The organism is Nocardiopsis sp. CC223A, assembly GCF_030766825.1.
In the GTDB taxonomy this organism is placed as follows: Bacteria; Actinomycetota; Actinomycetes; order Streptosporangiales; family Streptosporangiaceae; genus Nocardiopsis.
Genome location: NZ_JASFDV010000064.1, coordinates 9,877 through 28,791, shown reverse-complemented (window position 1 = coordinate 28,791; position 18,915 = coordinate 9,877). Strand labels below are relative to the sequence as shown.

The window sequence follows — 18,915 nt, the reverse complement described above, 5'->3', positions numbered from 1 at the left end:
CCAGCGGTATCTCTAAGGCGGATTCATGGGTCAGGCGAGTCAGCAGACGCCCGGGCGCTACCAGCTCTCCCAGCTGGACGTCCTTGAGGCCGAGGCGATCTTCATCATGCGCGAGGTGGCCGCGGAGTTCGAGCGGCCGGTGCTGCTCTTCTCCGGCGGCAAGGACTCGATCGTCATGCTCCGCCTCGCCGAGAAGGCCTTCTGGCCGGGCGCCGTTCCGTTCCCGGTCATGCACGTCGACACCGGCCACAACTTCCCCGAGGTCATCGAGTTCCGGGACCGCCGGGTCGAGCAGGCCGGGGTGCGCCTGGTCGTCGCCTCCGTCCAGGAGCAGATCGACGCGGGCAAGGTCGCCGAGCCCACCGGCCGCTGGGCCAGCCGCAACCGCCTACAGACCGCCGCCCTGCTGGAGGCCATCGAGGAGCACGGGTTCGACGCGGCCTTCGGCGGCGCCCGCCGCGACGAGGAGAAGGCCCGCGCCAAGGAGCGCGTGTTCTCCTTCCGCGACGAGTTCGGCCAGTGGGACCCCAAGAACCAGCGCCCCGAGCTGTGGAGCGTGTTCAACACCCGCATCGACCGGGGCGAGCACATCCGGGTCTTCCCGATCTCCAACTGGACCGAGCTGGACGTGTGGGCCTATATCCAGCGGGAAAAGCTGGAGCTGCCCTCCATCTACTTCGCCCACGAGCGCAGCGTGTTCGAGCGCGACGGCATCCTGCTCGCCGACTCCCCGATCATCGCGCGCGACGACGCCGAGGTCCCCTTCACCGAGACCGTGCGCTACCGCACGGTGGGCGACCTCACCTGCACCGGCGCGGTCAAGTCGACCGCCGTGGAGCTCGACGACATCATCGCCGAGATCGCCGCGACGCGGATCACCGAGCGCGGACAGACCAGGGCCGACGACCGCGCCAGTGAGGCCGCGATGGAGGACCGCAAGCGCGAGGGCTACTTCTAGCCCGCCCGTCGCCGATGGGCCACCACTCCCGTCCTTCGGACGCATCCCTTCCCACATAGGACCAGCGAGCATGAGCAACGACATCCTGCGGTTCGCCACGGCGGGCTCCGTGGACGACGGCAAGAGCACCCTGATCGGCCGCCTGCTGTTCGACTCCAAGTCGATCTTCGAGGACCAGCTCGACGCGGTGGAGCGGACCAGCGCCGCGCGCGGTGAGGAGCACACCAACCTCGCGCTGCTCACCGACGGCCTGCGGGCCGAGCGCGAACAGGGCATCACCATCGACGTGGCCTACCGGTACTTCGCCACGCCCAAGCGGACGTTCATCATCGCGGACACCCCCGGGCACATCCAGTACACCCGCAACATGGTGACCGGGGCCTCCACCGCCGACCTGGCGATCATCCTGGTGGACGCGCGCAAGGGCCTCCAGGAGCAGAGCCGCCGGCACGCCTTCCTCACCACCCTGCTCCAGGTCCCGCACCTGGTCCTGGCGGTCAACAAGATGGACCTGGTCGACTACGACCAGGACCGGTTCGAGGAGATCAAGGCGGAGTTCACCGACTTCGCCGCCAAGCTGGACGCGCGCGACCTCACCTTCGTGCCCATCTCGGCCCTGCACGGCGACAACGTGGTGGAGCGCTCGGAGAACATGTCCTGGTACAGCGGCCCCTCGCTGCTGCACCACTTGGAGAACGTGCACATCGCCTCGGACCGCAACCTCATCGACGCGCGGTTCCCGGTGCAGTACGTGATCCGGCCGCACAGGTCCGACGACCCCGAGCTGCACGACTACCGCGGCTACGCGGGCCAGCTCGCCGGGGGCGTGCTCAAGCCGGGCGACGAGGTGGTGCACCTGCCCTCCGGGCTGACCAGCCGGATCGCCAAGATCGCCACGGCGGACGGGGAGGTCGCCGAGGCGTTCGCGCCGATGTCGGTCACCCTGCTGCTGGAGGACGAGATCGACATCTCCCGGGGCGACATGATCTGCCGCCCCAACAACATGCCCACGGCGTCCCAGGACATCGAGGCGATGGTCTGCTGGATGACGGACGCGCGCAAGCTGACGCCGCGTTCCAAGCTCATCGTCAAGCACACCACCCGCACGGCGAAGGTCATGGTGAAGGACCTGCGCTACCGGCTGGACGTCAACACGCTGCACCGTGACGAACAGGCCGACCACCTGGCGCTCAACGAGATCGGGCGGGTGCGGCTGCGCTCCACCCAGCCGCTGTTCGTCGACGAGTACTCGCGCAACCGGCAGACGGGCGGGTTCATCCTCATCGACGAGGCCACCAACGCCACGGTCGGCGCCGGGATGGTCGTCCGGGCCGACTAGTCACCGAGCACGCACGGGGCCGCCCATCGGGCGGCCCCGTCGTCGTGTACGGACCCGGTGGTGGGCTGTGACGGAGTGTGCGCGGACCGTGTGCGGGCCGTGTGGGGGTCCCGCCGGTTTCGACCGGTTTCCCGAGACGGTGGACGAGTTATTCGCGTATTTCTGCTTTGTTTCCGATCGTAAAACCATGTTCCAGTTTCGGCGGTACGCCGTCCCATTTCTTCTCCCGGGAAACGCGAAACCCCACCGCACAAGCGTCGGGCGGTATTGCGTTCCGGAGTGATCGCAGGTCGATCCGGTGCGACACGCGCTTCGGGGCCGGGCGTACCGACGAGGCGAACGGCGAAAAAGATTCGCTGAACTCTGGCGTAAAGGACACCCGGTCATTAAGGTTGCACACCGCGGCAAAGGAGCGACCGGTTGATCACGGTCGGTTATACCGCGCTGTTTCCGCAACACCCCCATACCCCCATCGAGGAGAAGAAGAGTGCAGAAGCACTACCCCCGCAGGGCCGTACTCGGCGTCGTCGCCGCCGGTGCGCTCTCCGTCCCCCTGGTCCTGTCCGGTGCCGTCTCCGCGGGCGCCGACGACCTGGCCCCCCTCCACGCGAGCACCGACGCCGTCCCGGGCGAGTGGTTCGTGGTCCTGGAGGAGACCATGGGTACGGCGTCGGTCACCCCGGGCGCCCTGGGCATCCGGTCCGGTGACGTCAACCACACCTACGAGGAGGTCTTCCAGGGCTACTCCGCGACCCTGACCGCCGCCGAGGTGCGGGAGCTGCGGGCACGGGACGGCGTGGCCTACGTCGAGCAGGTCGGCGTCGCCCGCACCTCCGTCACCTGGGGTCTGGACCGCATCGACCAGGAGGACCTCCCCCTGGACGACTCCTACTCCACTACGGCGGACGGCTCGGGCGTCTCCGCCTACATCATCGACACCGGCATCGACCCGGACCACCCCGACTTCGAGGGCCGGGCCGCCTCCGCCTTCGACGCCTACGGCGGCGACGGGTTCGACGGCAACGGCCACGGCACCCACGTCGCGGGCACCATCGGCTCCGCGACCTACGGTGTGGCCCCGGGGGCCGACCTGTTCGGCGTCAAGGTCCTGAGCGACAGCGGCTCGGGCGGCTACGACGACGTCATCGCGGGCATCGACTGGGTGGCCGCCAACGCCCCCGACGGCTCCGTCGCCAACCTGTCCCTGGGCGGCCCCGCCTCCCAGGCCGTGGACGACGCCGTCAACGCCCTGGCCGACTCCGGTGTGTTCGTGGCGGTCGCCGCGGGCAACGAGGGCCAGGACGCGAACAACGTCTCCCCGGCCCGCGCCGAGGGCGTCACCACCGTCGGCGCCTCCGACCGCAACGACGCCGCGGCCGACTTCTCCAACCACGGCTCCCCGGTGGACCTGTACGCCCCGGGCGTCGCGATCGAGTCGACCGTTCCGGGCGGCGGCGTCGAGGCCCTCTCCGGCACCTCGATGGCCAGCCCGCACGTGGCCGGTGCGGCCGCGCTGTACAAGAGCGCCAACGGCGACGCCGGGCAGGCCGCCATCCAGGACTGGCTCGTCGCCAACGGGGGGCGGGACGGGTTGACCGGTGTCCCGTCCGGCACCGTGAACATCCTGCTCAACGTCCAGGGCCTGTGACCCGGACCGGGATGTGGAGACCCCGCCCGTCCACACCCCGCCCCTGACCCCGGATGAATGATGACGGCCCCGGCCCGGGACGCGAACCCCCGGCCCGGGGCCGTCGTATGCCCGCATGAGGGATTATCTCGCAGTGGGACCAAGTGGTCACTGAAAGTAATAGCCTGGATGTGTGGAAGAGGCATACCGGCTGGTGTTCGTCGGCGGCATGGGCCGCTCCGGATCGACCCTGATCGAGCGGCTGCTGGGCGGGCTGCCCGGGTTCTGCTCGGTCGGCGAGACGGTGCACCTGTGGCGGCGCGGGGTGATGGAGAACGAGTTCTGCGGGTGCGGGCTGCCGTTCGCCGACTGCGGGTTCTGGACCGACGTGGGCAAGGAGGCGTTCGGCGGCTGGCAGCGGCTGGACGTGCGGCGCGTGCTGGGGCTCAAGGACCGCGTGGACCGGACCCGTTTCCTGCCGGTCCTGCTCAACGGTTCGGAGGAGGGGGCGCTGGCCGAGCGCAGTGCCCGCTACACCGAGCTGTACCACCGGCTGTACACCGCGATCGCCCTGGTCAGCGGCTCCTCGGTGATCATCGACGCCAGCAAGCACGCCTCCCTGGCCGCCTGTCTGCGCTGGCGGTACGGGGCGCGGATGCGGCTGCTGCACGTGGTCCGCGACCCCCGGGCGGTGGCGCACTCCTGGAGCAAGCGGGTGCCCCGGCCGGACGCCTCGCCCGACAGCAGCGAACCGGAGATGGCCCGCTACTCCGCGGGGCGCTCCGCGGTGCAGTGGATGGCGCAGAACGCCTGCTTCGACGCCCTGGCCCGGCGCGGCACCCCCACGCTGCGGGTGCGCTACGAGGACTTCACGGCCGCGCCGAACGAGGAGTTCGCACGCATCGCCGAGTTCGCCGGGTACCGGGGGGAGTGCCCGGACCTGAAGGACGGGGTGTCGCTGTCACGGGGGCACGCCCTGTCGGGCAACCCGATGCGCTTCACCGCCGGACCGGTGGGGGTGCGCGCCGACCAGGGGTGGCGCGAGGCGCTGCCGCCGTGGCGGCGACGGCTGGTGGCCGCGATGACGGCGCCGGGTCGGCGGCGGTACGGGTACTGAGGCCGAGCGGGAAATGCGCTGATCTTCGCCCGTTTTGCCTGCTGGGGGTGTTGCGCCCGGGTGTCGTGACATATGGTATCCATGCGAATACTTTCTGTGGAGACTCCTGGTGGTGGGTTGCGTGGACAGCGGACCGGTACGGGTGATGGCGTCGGTGGGGGCCGTGTTCCTCACCCTCACACTCACCGGCGCGGGCGGGAGCGGGGACGGGTCGGCCGAGCCGACCGGGGTTCCCCGGCACTCGTTCACCGCGCCGATGCTGGGACTGCCCGCCGACGCCGAGTACCGCTGCACGGTCTCGGAGATCCTCGAACCCAGCTGCGGGGTGTGGTGGGGCGGCAGCCCCCACGACTACGACCTCGACCGGCTTGAGGACGCCGCCGGGCGCAGGATGGACATCGTGTACACCTGGCGCGGCATCGACCAGGCCCAGGTCCCGGGGGAGCGGGAGCGGCGCTTCCTCGCCGAGGGCCGGTTCGTGCACACCAACATCGAGGCGCGCAGGTTCACGCGCCCGGGGCACCCGGCCGTGTCCTACCGGGCGATCCTGGGCGGGGAGTTCGACGCGGTGCTGCGCGAGCAGGCGCGCGCGGTCGCGGAACTGGAGGCGCCCTACTTCCTCACCTTCGACCACGAGGCGGACGCGAACAAGCGCTACAACACGCGCGGGACGCCGCGGGAGTTCACCCGGGCGTGGCGGCACATCGTCGACCTCTACGAGGCGGAGGGGGCCGACAACGCCATCTGGGTGTGGAACGTGACCGGCTGGGAGGGCAACCTCGAACGGCTGCCGGGACTGTGGCCTGGCAACGAGTACGTCGACTGGATCAGCTGGGAGGCGTACAACATGACCGGGTGCGACCTCATGCCGCACTGGGACCACGTCGACTCCTTCGAGGACGCGCTGCGGCCGGCGTACGAGTGGATCCAGAACGAGGGGCCCAGGCACGGGATCGACCCGGCCAAGCCGGTGATGATCGGTGAGATGGGGACGACCTTCATCGGGGCGCGGGAGACCCTGAAGTGGTACGCGGACGTGCCGCGGGTGCTGCCCGAGTACGAGCGGATCCGGGCCGTGAAGGTGTGGGACAGCAAGGTGTCGGACGGGTGCGACTTCCGGGTGGGGGTCAACCGGTACGCACAGCAGGGGTTCGAGATGGCGGGCCGGGACCCGTACGTGAACCTGCCGGACCGGGTGCGGCGGCTGGTGGAGTACGCACACCGGGACTGACCGAGAACCCGGTGGCACCGGCCGTCGCCCTGTGGTCGAATCCGCTCCATGGGTACGGAACTGTGGAACATCGTGGACGTCGAGGCCACCTGCTGGCGGGGGGCGCCGCCGCCGGGCTCGGCCAACGAGATCATCGAGATCGGGCTGAGCGTCATCGACGCCGCCACGGGGGAGCGGGTGTCCCGGCACGGGCTGCCGGTCCGGCCGGGACGGTCCGAGGTGAGCGCGTTCTGCACGGAGCTGACGGGGATCACCCCGGAGATGGTCGAGGGCGCGGTGACGTTCGACGAGGCCTGCCGGTGGCTGGTCACCGAGCACCGGTCGGCCGAACGCCCGTGGGCGAGCTGGGGCGACTACGACCGCAGGCAGTTCGAGCGCCAGTGCGCGATGACAGGGGTGGACTACCCGTTCGGAGACCGGCACGTCAACGCCAAGCGGGTCTTCGCCGAGGTGTACGGGATGCGCAAGAAGATGCCGGGCATGGCGCGGGCGCTGGACACCGCCGGGCTGCCGCTGGAGGGCCGCCACCACCGGGGCGAGGACGACGCGTGGAACATCGCGGCGCTGGTCGCCCACCTGGTGGAGCGCGGGGCCTGGCCCGACGCGGAGGCCGCGGACACCGGGAAGCCGGTGTCCACGGCCTGACCGGCGGGATCTTCGGCCGAAGAGGTCTTCGGCGCGGTCGACCTCGACGGCCTTGCGCACCCGGGAGTTCAGGGTGCCCGGGCCGCGCCGACCCGGTGCCCGCCCCGCGCCGGGCCGACCGGGCCTGCGACGCCCTCCATGGCCGCCTCCGGCGCGGCGGCGTACTGCCCACCTCCCGGCTCCCCGCCCGTCACGGACCCGGGTCCGTGACCGAAACCAGGGAACAGAGCGGGCGCGAACGGCCGGAGCTGTGCGAGTGTGTCCTGACACGGATCGGTTCGCACGCTCCTCGCTCGTCGACGGCGCCGGTCGGGGAGGCGGCCCGGGACCGTACGCGCCGACGAGGACGAGTAGTGGAGCCGACGTGATGGAACCGGGCCTGCGACGTTTGGTCGACGCGGTCGAGTCGTCCTTCGAGCAGATCACGCGGGACGCGGTCGACCAGATCTGGGAGCAGGTGCCCGCCTACCGGGCCAGCGCCGACCGGCAGCTCCGCGACGACCTCACCGCCCACGTCGGCCTGGTCTTCAGGGCCCTGCTGAACAGTGTGACGGAGGAGCGGACGGTCGTGCCCTCCGACTTCCCGATCACCGCCGAGCAGGCCCGCAAGCGGGTGCGACAGGGGGTGTCCCTGCCCGACTTCCTCCAGGCCTTCCGTATCGGCCAGCTCGTCCTGTGGGAGGGCGTCAGCGCCGCCGCCCGCGACGACTCCCGGGCCAGGGACGCGGCGGTGTCGCTGGCGGGGAGGGTGATGCACCTGATCGAGGTGGGCAGCTCCGTGGCGGCCGAGGCCTACCTGGACGCCCAACAGCACGAGGTCGCCGAGCACGACCGCCTGCGCCGGGACCTCTTCGAGGACCTGCTCGCCGGGCACGAGATACCGCCCGGGCCCAAACGGTCGGTCCTGCGCACGGCGGGCTTCGAGCCGGGCACGCACCTGGTCGTCGCCTCGGCCCTCCCCGTCGCCCCCCTGCCCGAGCGGCACACCCTGCCGGACGTCTCGGCGGCCCTGCGGGGAGCCTTCGCCCTGCGCGCCCCCGGGCTCACGGTCGTACGCCAGCAGGAGGTCATCGGACTGGCTCCGGTGGGCGCCGCGGCGGCCGACGCCGTCATCGAACAGCTCCGCGCCACGGTGGCCGACCTCGTACACCAGGGCGTCAGGCTGGCGCTGGGGGTGAGCACGATCCGCTCCGGGGTCGCCGAGGTGCCGGAGGCCTACGGTGAGGCGTGCGTGGCCAGGGACAGCCTCGGCGGTCTGCCCGGGGTCGTGCCCCTGCCGCTGATGTCCACCTTCGACTACCTCGTACTGCGCGACGACGAGACCGCGCGGCGGCTCATCCGCCCGTCCCTGCGCCGCTTCGTCCAGGAGGACCTGGCCCGTGACGGCGTGCTGGTGGAGACCGTCCTGGAGTACGCGGCGCACGACCTCAGGGCCAAGGCCATGGCGGAGCGGATGCACCTGCACGTCAACACCGCCTACTACCGGCTGGACCGGATCGCCGAGCGGTCCGGTTGCGACCTGCGCAGCTTCGCGGACCTGCTGGAACTGGTCATCGCCATCCGGTTGATCGGCGGCGGCCACCGCGTCGTCCAGGGGTCCCGCCTGTGACCGGGCCCATCACCGGTTCTGTGGTCGGAGCACTGACGGCGGGCACTCCGTCGGCGTGAGAGCGGGCGGTGGCCGCCCGCCCGCCGCCCCGGAGGCCGCCATGCTCGACCTCGCCGTGCTGCTCGAACACACCGCGTGCGAACTCCCCGACAGGGAGGCCGTCGTCCACGGCGGGAGCCGTGGTGGACAGGCCTGGGCGCTCCCCCGGCCCCCGGCTGTACCCGGTCCCAGTCATCGGCGCCCGAGCCTGTGAAACCTCACATAGGACCCGGAGGCCGAGTCTGCACACAATGTCCGAGAGGTTCACGGCGGGTTTCCCCGCGGTGTCGGGCCCGGCGTCCGCCCGTCCCCGCACTCCGTGTGCCGAACCGTACCCGTTCCCACAGGAGCCGCCGATGTTCACCTTCACCAGCCGAGACGGCCTGACCATCCACGTGCACGAGTGGATGCCGCAGGAGCCGCCGCGCGGGATCGTCCAGATCGCGCACGGCATGGGCGAGCACGCCGCACGCTACGCACCGCTCGCCCGGGAGCTGAACGCACGGGGGTACGCCGTCTACGCCGACGACCACCGCGGCCACGGTCTGAGCATGCACGCCGGTCCCGGCGTGCTCGGGGACGACGGGTGGAACCTGCTCGTCGACGACATCGCGGCCCTATCCCGCATCGTCGGCGGACGCCACCCCGACCTGCCGCTGGTACTGCTCGGGCACAGCCTCGGCTCCTTCGCCGCCCAGCAGTACCTGCTGACCCACCCGGGGCTGGCCGACGGGGTCGCCCTGTGCGGCACCACCGCCGTGGACCTCCTGCTCTCCAGTCTGAGCGAGGCCGGGCCGGACGTGATGGCGGCCCTGAACGCCCCGTTCCAGCCGGAGCGGACCGGAGCGGACTGGCTGAGCCGCGACACCGACCAGGTCGACGCCTACATCGCCGACCCGCTGTGCGGTTTCTCCCTGGACGGGCCGGGGATGGGCGGGCTGGCGACGGCTGCCGCGACACTGCTCGCGAACCCCGAGGGCGCCCCCGCCGACCTGCCCGTCTACATCCTCGCCGGTGACCGTGACCCGCTCAACCACGGTCTGGAGTTCAGTGACCGCCTGGTCGAGCGCTACCATCAGGCCGGCCTGCGGGACCTGACCTACCGCATCTACCCCGGTGCCAGGCACGAGCTGTTCAACGAGACGAACCGCGCCGAGGTCACGCTGGACCTGATCGAGTGGATCGAGCGGGTCTGCGGGGACGGGTCGGCCCGGGACGCCGCCCGCTGACACCGGCCCCCGCGCGGTTCCCGGCCCCTGCTGACCGCTCGACCGCTGAACGGTGCGGAAGGTGCAGGGGGCGGCTCCCCGGCGGACTCCCGTCGGGGAGCCGCCGGCGTTCCCACAGCGCACGCCGACGTCACAGTCCCTTGCCGCGCAGGTGCAGGGCGCGCATGATCCAGCCCGGGGGGACGCCCAGCACCACCAGGAGGGCCAGGTGGGCGCGGGGCTCGGTGGGGCGGCTGCGCAGGGTGGTGCCGATCCAGCGCAGGGCGGCGCGGCGGCGGCCGGCGGCGGCCTCGGCGAAGGCGATCTGGCCGGCGACGCGGGCGTGGCCGCGGGGGACCAGGCGGAACTCCGGGTAGCGCTCCAGCAGCCAGCGCAGCGCGGTGGAGATGGTCTGCCAGCGGCCGGAGAAGTGCGACCGGCGGTGCCACAGCACCCGCACGCCCGTCTCAGGGATGTTGCGGATGGGGCCGCGGCGGGCCAGCCGCAGCAGCAGCTCGTAGTCCTCGGCGTAGCTGCCGGGGATCTCCTCGCTGACGGTGCCGCAGCCGTCGATCATGGCCCGGCGGCGGATCAGGAACGTCGAGGGGTGCAGCTCGGTCAGCCGGGACCCCAGCAGGTCGCCGAAGGTGACGCTGGTGCGGTCCAGTGTCCGCACCGCCTCGACCCTGTCGTAGACCACGGTGATGCCGCAGCACACCAGGTCCGTCCCCGGCTCCTGGAGCATGACCCGGACCTGGGCGCGCAGCTTGCCCGGCAGCCAGGTGTCGTCGTCGTCGCAGAAGGCCACCAGGTCGGTGTGCGCCGCCAGGACACCGGTGTTGCGCGCCCCCGCCAGCCCCGGGGTCAGCGTGTTGGTCACCACCCGGATCGGCCGGGTCCCCTCGGCGCGGGCCAGGGAGGGGTCGGGCTGGTCGTTGTCGTAGACCACGATCGTGGTGATGGTGCCCGGGTAGTCCTGCTCGGAGATCGCCCGCAGGGTGCGGCGCAGGAGTTCGGGCCGGTCGCGGGTGGGGACGACGACGGTGACCTCGGGCCAGTCGGTCGCCTCCTCCGTGGAACGGCGGGGTTCGGGGGCCGGGTCCCCGGTCCCGGGGGCGACCAGGTCGATGAGGGCGCCCGCGCGCAGCGCCGAGCGGACCGCGCCCTCGTCGTCCTGGGGGTCGATACGGAAGTCCTCCGGGGAGGCCAGCGCCTTGTCCAACAGGGCGTAGAGCTGCTGGGGGCTGGAGCACGCCCGCACCCGTCCGGCCTCCTCCAGCCGGGACACGAACAGCAGCTGGTGGTCGTCCACGTGCTCGCCCAGCTCCGGGTCGCGCGGCACCACCACCGGCAGGTGCCCCGCCCGGCGCGCCTGCACGATCGTCCCCGGCCCCCCGTGGGTGACCACCACCCGCGCGGCGCGCATCAGTCCCCCCAGGTCCTCGCCCGGCAGGAACGGCGCCCCCGACGCCGCCCGCGGCTGCGCGCTGTGGCCGTGCTGTACCAGGATCCGCAGGTCCCGGTGGGTCAGGGCGTAGTCGTCGATCCAGCGCACGAGCCGGTCGAACGCGTGGTGGTCGGTCCCGATGCTCACCACGACGTCCGGGTGGTCGCTGTCGTCGGGCCGGGGCGCGGGGCGGGTGGTCTGTTCGGTCACAGGAGCGGTCCTACCGTGATGGCGGTCGGCATGAAGGCGCGCTGTTCCTCCCACTGGGCGAGGGACAGCCGTGTGAAGGGGCGGCACAGCCGGGCGGTGAGCGTCGGGGTGTCGATCCGGTCGTAGACCTCGATGTAGACGGTCGGAACGCGGCGCAGCCGCCCCAGGGCGAAGAACGGCAGGGCCACCCCCGCTCCCGTGGACACCACCACGCCCGGCCGTTCGGCGTGCAGGACACGGGACGCGAGCCCCGTGTTGCGCAGCAGGTTGCCCACGTTGCGGGTGGTCGGGTGGTACGCCCAGTGAACGCGTTCACCCGCCAGCGCGGACTCGGCGTCCGGGGTCCGGAAGGTCACCCAGACCCGTTCGCGCCGCTCCCACCAGGGACGGAGTGCGCACAGCTGGGTGAGGTGCCCGCCGTTGGAGGCCACCAGGAGAACCGGTCGCGAAGACATGGAGTCATCATTCCATAACTGAGAGTATCCATCGGTCAGTTTCGCAGACCGAGGACCCCGCGGCACGCCCACACCGTCCCCAGGTGGCCGATCGAGCCCAGGGCGACCGACACCGCCAGGGCCGTGCCCCCGCCGAGCAGGTGCCCCACCACCAGGGGCAGCCCCCCGAACCACAGCAGGCAGCAGCCCATCGCCACCAGGACCGGCCGCCCCAGCGGCCGCAGCACCAGGTGCGAACGCAACTGCCACAACGGCAGCCCCTTGCGCACCAGCACCGCCGCCACCAGCGCCAGCGCGCCCCCCGTCGCCCCCGCCGCCGGGACCAGCAGCAGGCAGCCCACCACGCTCACCGCCAGCGCCAGCAGGTTGTTGAACAGGTTCACCCCGGTGCGCCCCGTCATCGTGAGGATGAGGTCGCCCATCCCCAGCAGCGACGCCGCCAGCTGGCCCGCGCAGATCACGACGAGCGCGCTCGCCCCCGCCGCGTACTCGGCGCCGAACACCCCCATCACCTCGGGTGCGAACACCAGCGCCGTCAAGTACAGCGGCCAGGTCAGGCACATCAGCCACGACGTCCCCGCCGCGTACAGCGCGCGCACCCCGTCGTGGTCGCCGGTGGCCAGCTGCTCGGCGAACCGCGGCTGCGCGGCGGACAGCACCGTCTGCGCCCCGAACTGCCCGACCACCATCACCCGGGTCGCCGCCGTGAACACCGCGGCCCCCGTCAACCCGCCCAGCAGCGCCGTCAGGACCACGCCCCCGCGCTGCACCCCCATCTGCGCCACACCCGCCACCGCCCGCGGCAGCGAGAACGACCAGAACTCGGCCGGGGACACCGGCCCGGTCGGCGGCGCGCCCTCCGGTCCCGGCCCGGCCGGCGCCCCCCGCCGCAGGATCCGGCCCAGCCAGAACCACGCCAGCACCGCCGCCGGCAGGTACGGACCCGCCCACGCCAGCGCCAGCGCCCCCGCCGACCCCGACAGCGCGATCGCCCCCACCAGCCCCACCTGCGCCAGCGGCCTCCCCACCTTGTCGAGCAGCGCCGTCGCCGCCATCGTGTGGTGCGCCCGGGTCGCCGCCAGCGCCGTGTCCAGCAGCACGGCGAACGGCAGGAACACCGCCAGCAGCCGCAGGTACACCGCCGCGTCGTCGGTCCCCAGGGCGTCGGCCATCGGCCCGGCGAACGCCGCCATCAGCACCGCCGCCGCGCACGCCACCAGCACGGCCGGGACCGTCGCCAGCCGCACCAGCCGCGGCACCGTCCCCGCCCCGCCCAGCACCCGCAGCCGGGCGATGAAGTACACCAGCCCGTCGGGCGCCCCGACGTTGGCCACCGCCGCCGCGATGAGGAACACCGACGTCGCCGAGAACAGCAGCCCCGCCGCCTCCTGGGTGAACACCCGTGTGATCGCCACGATCAGGGCCAGGTTCAGCCCGGCCCCCACCACCGCGCCCGCCATGTTCACCGCGCCGCCGCGCAGCACGCGGCGCATCCCCGGGTTCCCCCGCTCGGCCAGCTCGGTCATGCGCACCACGACGGGGTCCGCCCCCACCACCGGGCCAGCCGCCGGTCGCTCTCGGCGAACCGGGCCGCCAGCTCGGCACGCAGCCCCTCGGGCATCACCGTCCGCTCACGCGCGTTGTGCCGCCCCGGCACCCGGTCCGGTCCCGGCGGCAGTCCCAGGAAGTCCTCGATCCGCCGCAGCTCCCGGGTGGTCCCGTCGAACAGCTCGGCGTAGTCCGCCACGTACATCCGGTCCCGGCCCAGGTGCTTCTCCATCCGCTCCAGCTGGTCCGCGTAGTGGCCGCGGGCGATGTACCCGTAGTGCTGGTGGGAGCGGGACACGTACCCCGGGTCGGCGACCAGTTTCTCCTCCTCACCGGCCAGCCGGGACTCCTCCAGCTCCACCGCGCGCGCGAACGGCTCGGTCTCGAACCCGCGCGCGGTCTCGTGCGCGTGCGCCGAGTACGCCCGCTCCACCGGGTCGCGCAGGATCACCACCACCCGCGCCCACGGCAGGTCCCGGGAGATGCGCTCGGCCGCCATCGGGTGGAACAGGTAGTAGGGGCTGGACTCGAACGCCCGCAGCGGCGGCCGTCCCCGCAACGACGCCCGCAGCGGGAAGTGCGACCGGTACCAGGACATCCCGCGGTGGTAGCCGGTGTCGAAGTAGTGCACCCCCTTGCGCAGCACCGGACCGGTGGCCGCCGGGTTCTGGCACAGGGACTTGAACAGCGACGTCGTCCCGCTGCGCTGCGCTCCGCAGACGAGGAAGTCGGGCAGGGCCCGGGCCGGCGCGGTGACCGCCCCCCAGGCGTCGACGAGCGGTAGCACCGCCCGCCGAACCGGAGCGGCCAGTCGTCGGGGCAGGGTTGCGGTGCGCCGTGGCATCACGTACCTCGTCGTTTCCGGGGTCGATCGGGCAGGGACAAGCGCGGGGCGGTGGGCGGCCGGAGCGGCGGCCGCCTCAGTCCCTCGCACGGGCGGCCTCGTGAGCCGCCCGCTCCTGGAGCCCCTCCAGCGCGGGCAGCAGCCAGTCGTCCACCGCGGCCAGGTGGACGCCGATCTCGTCCTGGCGGTCGTGCAGATAGCGGGTGGCCAGGTCGATCAGGTACAGGGCCATCACCGTGGACACGGTGTGCGGGGCCAGTCCCAGTTCGGTCATCAGCGGGTCGCGCAGCAGCCGGGCCCCGCTCTCCAGCCACCGGTGCACCCCGGGGTGCACGCCGGCCTGCACGCACTCGTTCAGGTCGTAGTGCAGGGCGTCGAACCCGGCGGGCGCGTCCAGCGACAGCCGTTCCCAGTCCCACACGAACGACCGCCGCGCGGTCCCGGCGATGTTCCACCGGGTCAGGTCGCCGTGCCAGGCCCCGAAGGGCAGCACCACATCGGGCAGGCCGTACAGCGCCGCCATCAGCGGACCCGCCTCCGGGCGGGCGCCCAGGCCGACGATCCGCTCCTCCAGGGCGCGCCGGTAGGCGCTCTCCGACAGACGCCGCCGCCGCACCTCCACCAGCGAGGTGATCTGGGAGACGCAGCGCAGCAGTTGGCGGCGGGTGGGCCGGTCGGTCTGGTCGCCGACCGGCAGCGCCTCCTGCACCAGCAGCGGTCGGCCGTTCCACTCGCCCCGGTACATCAGGCGCGGCACGGTGACGTCGCGCAGCCGGGAGTCGGCGAGCAGGCGCAGCGCCCGCGCCTCGGCCACCACCAGCCGCCCGGTCAGGTCGTTGACGGCGACCTTCGCGTAGCCGATGGTGCGTCCGCCCGGGGTGAGCAGCAGCAGGACGGGTTTGCGGTTGGCCCGCGGCGGCCCCACGTGGATGGCGATGGCCAGCTCGCGGTCCAGCGCGGCGGCCAGCGCGTGCTCGATGCCCGGCCCGGCGCCCACGTACAGGCGGTCGCGCAGCAGCAGCGGGGCGATCCCGGTGGCGAACGCGCCGGTCAGCAGCAGCCGGCGCAGCTTTTCCCGGAACGAATGCCCCTGGGAGAAGGACGCGATGCCCCGGGTGGCCGCCGACCGGTTGTGCGCGGGCAGGATCACCCGCGGGTCGTAGGCGTTGGGCACCGGCAGGTACTGGTTGCCGCGGCCCCGGCCGTGCGCGGTGCCGTCGCCGTGGCCGAGCAGTCCGCCGCACGGCCACAGTACGGCCGCGAGGTCGGTCAGATAGGTCGTCTCACCGTTCACCGGGACCCCCGCCCGTGCGCGGTCCCGCGGCGGAGCAGGGGCTCCTCGTCCCGCCACAGCAGGGCGACGGCCACCATGGTCACGGCCAGCGGAGACATGAGCGCGACGTAGAAGAACATGTACCAGAACAGCAGCAGCACGGTGAGCAGGGCGCCCTGGCCCGCGGTCGTCGCCGCGGACCGGTACCGCCAGGCCACCGCGGCGAAGAAGCCCAGGAACAGGGCCGTGCCCACCCAACCGCTCGCGATCAGCGTCATCCACAGCTGGCCCGCGTTGCCGATCACGTGGTGCCCGCAACCGGGGCACCCGGCCGAGGGGCCGATCGCGATGGAGTCGGAGCTGCCCAGGGTCTCCCGGGTGGTGCCCCAGCCCAGCACCGGGGACAGGTCGGCCGCGGCCACCGACGCCGCGTTGGTCGCGGCCCGGCCGTCGTCGCTGTGCGGGGCGTCGGCCCGCGCCCGCACCACGTCGGCCAGCGGCGACAGCGCCAACACCCCCAGGGCCAGCACCGCCGCCAGCGCGCAGACCGCCACCGGCAGCACCCGGCCCCGGCGCAGCGCGACGAACCCGGCGTAGAGCAGCGACAGCGCCAGTCCCGCCCACAGCGCCCGGTTGAGCGAGTGCACGATCGGTACGACCGACAGCACCATGGCCACCGGCGTCCCCCAACGCACCCACAGCGGTGCGCTCCGGCGGTCGAGCAGGAGGACGGCGGCCCACACCAGCAGCAGGGACATCATGTACCCCCACACGTTGGTGTACTCCCACGGCGCCTTGGGGCGCGCCGAGTCGTAGCCGAAGATGTCCATGACCTGCGCGGACGCCGGATGGATCAGGGTTCGCATGAAGGGGTCGGCGGCCAGCCCGCCGGGCAGCAGGTACTCCAGCGGGGCGGTGAACTCGAACCGGGGCGCCAGCATCCCCAGGTACCCGCCCGCGATCGTGGTCAGGCCCAGCACGGTGAGCGCCGCCACCACGGCGCGGGTGGGCAGCTCGCGCTCGGTGAGGTTGCCGACGTACAGCAGCAGCACCGTGAGCACCGCGTAGTTGGCGACCCGCAGCAGGGCCCCGCCGTAGCCGCCGCTGCCCGGGACGGTGCCCGGCATGTCCATCGGGACCAGGGCCAGGCCCAGCACCGACCACACCAGGAACAGCGCCCACAGCCAGAAGGCCGGGGGGACGCGCAGGCCGACGGTCCGGTGGCGGCGCACCAGCTCCAGGGCCATCGGGACGGCGAACACCCAGTAGGCGAACTGGCCCAGACCGAGCGCCCACCACAGCGGGTACCCGGCCAGCAGCCACAGCAGCGGGCGCCCGGTCGCGGCCGGCGGCCCCTGGGCGAGGGGGGTGAACGCGGCCGCACCGGCCCCGGTCGCCGAGGGGACCCGCGCCATCAGCGCCGGGCCCCGGCGGAGTCGGCGGGCACGACGACGGTCTCCTCGTCCTCGGTCCCCTCCTCCGGCGTCTCGGGGGACTGCGGGGGCTCGTCCACCCGGACGGCTCCGGACGTGGACCGCCCGGTGCCGTCCCGTCCGGCGTCATCCTGTTCCGCGCCCCGGTCCGTGTCCGCCGGGGCCGGCTCGGGCAGCGGGCCCGGCAGCGGCTGGCGGGGCAGCACGATCACGCCCGGGGCGTCCACGGAGAACCGGTCGGCGACGGCCGTCAGCTCGACCAGCCCGGCACGCGGGGTGCGGCCCAACTCGACGACGGGCAGCAGGAGGTCGGCCGCCCCGGCCACGGCGTGGACGTCGGCGCGCTCGCTCGGCGGCGAGACCGCCACCACCACGTGGTCGGCGTGCTCGCGCAGCAGCCCCAGCAGGTCCGCCATCGCGGTGTCCTGCACCGGCGCCGCCGCCCCCGGCCGCCCGTGCCGCAGCACCCGCAGCCGCGGCGCGGCCTCGGGGCGCACCTCCAGTCCGGACGGGTCCTCGCCGTCCACCAGCGCCTCGGCCAGCCCGGGGCCCTCGGGCAGGCCCAGCAGCTCGCCCACGGTGTCCGACCGCGGGTCGGCGCAGACCAGCAGTGTCTCCGAACCCGTCCGGGCCAGGGCCGCCGCCACGTTCACGGCCGCGGCGGTGCCGGAGCGGCCGGGAGTGGTGGCCGCGACCACGAGCACGCGGCCCGCGCGCGGGCCCTCCTCTCCCGGCGCCAGTCCGTCCTCGCCGACCTCGGCGAGCGGGGTCGGCGCGGTGTCCCCGGCGGCGCGGGCGCGGATCAGGTGGACCAGGGACTGGACCCGCTGGCCCTCCGCCCGGTCCGCGTCCAGCAGCCCCGGGGTGCGTCCGCCGCGTTCGGGTCGGCACGAGGACAGGTCGAGCAGGACCGGCAGGCCGCCCAGGCGCTCGGTCTCCTCGACGTCGTGCAGGCGCCGGTCGGTGCGGTCGCGGAGCACGGCCGCTCCCAGCCCGGCCAGCAGGCCCAGGGCGGTGCCCGCGGCCAGCCACAGCGGCGGGTTGGGGGAGGAGGCCTGCTCGGGCAGGTCCGCGGGGGTGATGGTCCGCCCGGCCTCGACGGTCTCGCGCAGCGCGGTCAGCGGGGCGACGTCGCCGCTCACGGAGGTGATGTCCTGGCGCAGCGCCTCGGCGCGGGGGTCGGCGGCCCCCGCCGCACCGATCACCCGGCCCAACTCCTCCTCCAGGCGTTCGCGCTCGCCGCCCAGCGCCTCCAGGTGGGCGCCGATGAGGCCGTCCACCCGTTCCGCCCGCCGGCCGAGGTAGGCCTCGGAGTAGGCGGCGGCGCCGACGCGGGCGGCCTCGGGGGAGCCCGCGGTGTAGTGGATCTCCAGCACGTTGCTGTTGGGGGGGACGGTGACGTCGACGTTCTCGCGCAGGTCTGCCGCGGTGGCGGGGGCTCCGGTGGCGTCGGTGACCAGCGCGGCCGCGGCGGCGGACACCTCCTCCGAACGCAGCACCTGCGCCTCCGTGTCGAGGTTCACATCACCCGCCAGGCGGCCGGACCGCTCCCCGGTGAACTCGGCCATCCCGGTCGGCAGCACCTGGACGGCGGCCGTGGAGGTGTAGGAGGCGGGGACCGCGAGCACACCGGCCAGCGCCAGGGCCGCGCCGCCGAACACCCCGGCGGCCACCACCCGCCAGCGGCGGCGGAGCAGGGCGGTGTACTCCTTGAGTTCCGGTCCGGGGGATCCGGGGACGACGGTGTCCATCGAGACCTTTCCGTGTCTATCTGGCAACACTTTTAGTGAACGATTGGATACTAAGTGTAGTCCCTTGGGGCGTGCGCGCCGGTTGGGGAAAGGTCCGTTTCCCCAGGGAAAAGTGACCGGAAAAGAACGCCGGAGGGGGCGGCGGACCCCTGTCCGCCGCCCCCTCCGGGACCTTCCCTAC

At 73.0% G+C, this 18,915-nt stretch carries 15 protein-coding genes; 8 read left to right on the top strand and 7 right to left on the bottom strand.

Features of this window, described 5'->3' with window-relative positions:
• The first annotated feature begins 25 nt into the window (after positions 1 to 25).
• The 8 genes from cysD to QJS33_RS22410 all read left to right on the top strand — a co-directional run bounded on the left by cysD (position 26) and on the right by QJS33_RS22410 (position 9,794).
• A complete protein-coding gene (gene cysD, locus QJS33_RS22445; protein WP_306370017.1) occupies positions 26 to 958 on the top strand; it encodes a sulfate adenylyltransferase subunit CysD in 933 nt (310 codons plus the stop codon).
• Positions 959 to 1,028: 70 nt separating this feature from the next.
• Positions 1,029 to 2,297 carry a sulfate adenylyltransferase subunit CysN gene (cysN, locus tag QJS33_RS22440; RefSeq protein ID WP_306370016.1) on the top strand — a complete coding sequence of 423 codons (1,269 nt, stop codon included), beginning with the start codon at positions 1,029 to 1,031 and terminating at the stop codon, positions 2,295 to 2,297.
• Positions 2,298 to 2,784: 487 nt separating this feature from the next.
• A complete protein-coding gene (locus QJS33_RS22435) occupies positions 2,785 to 3,945 on the top strand; it encodes a S8 family peptidase (RefSeq protein ID WP_306370015.1) in 1,161 nt (386 codons plus the stop codon).
• Positions 3,946 to 4,153: 208 nt separating this feature from the next.
• On the top strand, positions 4,154 to 5,041 hold the full coding sequence (locus tag QJS33_RS22430) for a sulfotransferase domain-containing protein (RefSeq protein WP_306370033.1): 888 nt from the start codon (positions 4,154 to 4,156) through the stop codon (positions 5,039 to 5,041).
• 121 nt (positions 5,042 to 5,162) lie between these two features.
• On the top strand, positions 5,163 to 6,272 hold the full coding sequence (locus tag QJS33_RS22425; protein ID WP_306370014.1) for a glycosyl hydrolase: 1,110 nt from the start codon (positions 5,163 to 5,165) through the stop codon (positions 6,270 to 6,272).
• Positions 6,273 to 6,320: 48 nt separating this feature from the next.
• Positions 6,321 to 6,917: a 3'-5' exonuclease gene (locus tag QJS33_RS22420; protein WP_306370013.1), complete on the top strand. Its 597-nt coding sequence runs from the start codon at positions 6,321 to 6,323 to the stop codon at positions 6,915 to 6,917.
• A gap of 367 nt (positions 6,918 to 7,284) precedes the next feature.
• Positions 7,285 to 8,526, top strand: a complete 1,242-nt coding sequence (locus QJS33_RS22415; protein WP_306370032.1) for a CdaR family transcriptional regulator — start codon at positions 7,285 to 7,287, stop codon at positions 8,524 to 8,526.
• Positions 8,527 to 8,921: 395 nt separating this feature from the next.
• Positions 8,922 to 9,794 carry an alpha/beta fold hydrolase gene (locus QJS33_RS22410; RefSeq protein ID WP_306370012.1) on the top strand — a complete coding sequence of 291 codons (873 nt, stop codon included), beginning with the start codon at positions 8,922 to 8,924 and terminating at the stop codon, positions 9,792 to 9,794.
• Between the two features lie 130 nt (positions 9,795 to 9,924).
• Here the strand turns inward: QJS33_RS22410 and QJS33_RS22405 are convergent, their stop codons facing one another.
• The 7 genes from QJS33_RS22405 to QJS33_RS22375 form a co-directional block, all read right to left on the bottom strand.
• Positions 9,925 to 11,430 (bottom strand): glycosyltransferase, encoded by a 1,506-nt coding sequence (locus QJS33_RS22405; protein WP_306370011.1) that lies wholly within the window; start codon positions 11,428 to 11,430, stop codon positions 9,925 to 9,927.
• Positions 11,427 to 11,885 (bottom strand): UDP-N-acetylglucosamine--LPS N-acetylglucosamine transferase, encoded by a 459-nt coding sequence (locus QJS33_RS22400; RefSeq protein ID WP_306370010.1) that lies wholly within the window; start codon positions 11,883 to 11,885, stop codon positions 11,427 to 11,429. Before QJS33_RS22400 ends, QJS33_RS22405 begins: the two co-directional genes overlap by 4 nt.
• Before the next feature lie 35 nt (positions 11,886 to 11,920).
• Positions 11,921 to 13,411 (bottom strand): lipopolysaccharide biosynthesis protein, encoded by a 1,491-nt coding sequence (locus QJS33_RS22395; protein WP_306370031.1) that lies wholly within the window; start codon positions 13,409 to 13,411, stop codon positions 11,921 to 11,923.
• Positions 13,408 to 14,277, bottom strand: a complete 870-nt coding sequence (locus tag QJS33_RS22390; protein WP_306370009.1) for a sulfotransferase domain-containing protein — start codon at positions 14,275 to 14,277, stop codon at positions 13,408 to 13,410. The genes QJS33_RS22395 and QJS33_RS22390 overlap by 4 nt, the downstream gene beginning before the upstream one ends.
• Positions 14,278 to 14,353: 76 nt before the next feature.
• Positions 14,354 to 15,571 carry an aminoglycoside phosphotransferase gene (locus QJS33_RS22385; protein ID WP_306370008.1) on the bottom strand — a complete coding sequence of 406 codons (1,218 nt, stop codon included), beginning with the start codon at positions 15,569 to 15,571 and terminating at the stop codon, positions 14,354 to 14,356.
• Entirely contained in the window at positions 15,568 to 16,965 is a 1,398-nt protein-coding gene (locus tag QJS33_RS22380; RefSeq protein WP_306370007.1) for an O-antigen ligase family protein, read from the bottom strand. Before QJS33_RS22380 ends, QJS33_RS22385 begins: the two co-directional genes overlap by 4 nt.
• On the bottom strand, positions 16,965 to 18,734 hold the full coding sequence (locus QJS33_RS22375) for a chain length determinant family protein (RefSeq protein ID WP_306370006.1): 1,770 nt from the start codon (positions 18,732 to 18,734) through the stop codon (positions 16,965 to 16,967). Before QJS33_RS22375 ends, QJS33_RS22380 begins: the two co-directional genes overlap by 1 nt.
• Positions 18,735 to 18,915 lie beyond the last annotated feature (181 nt).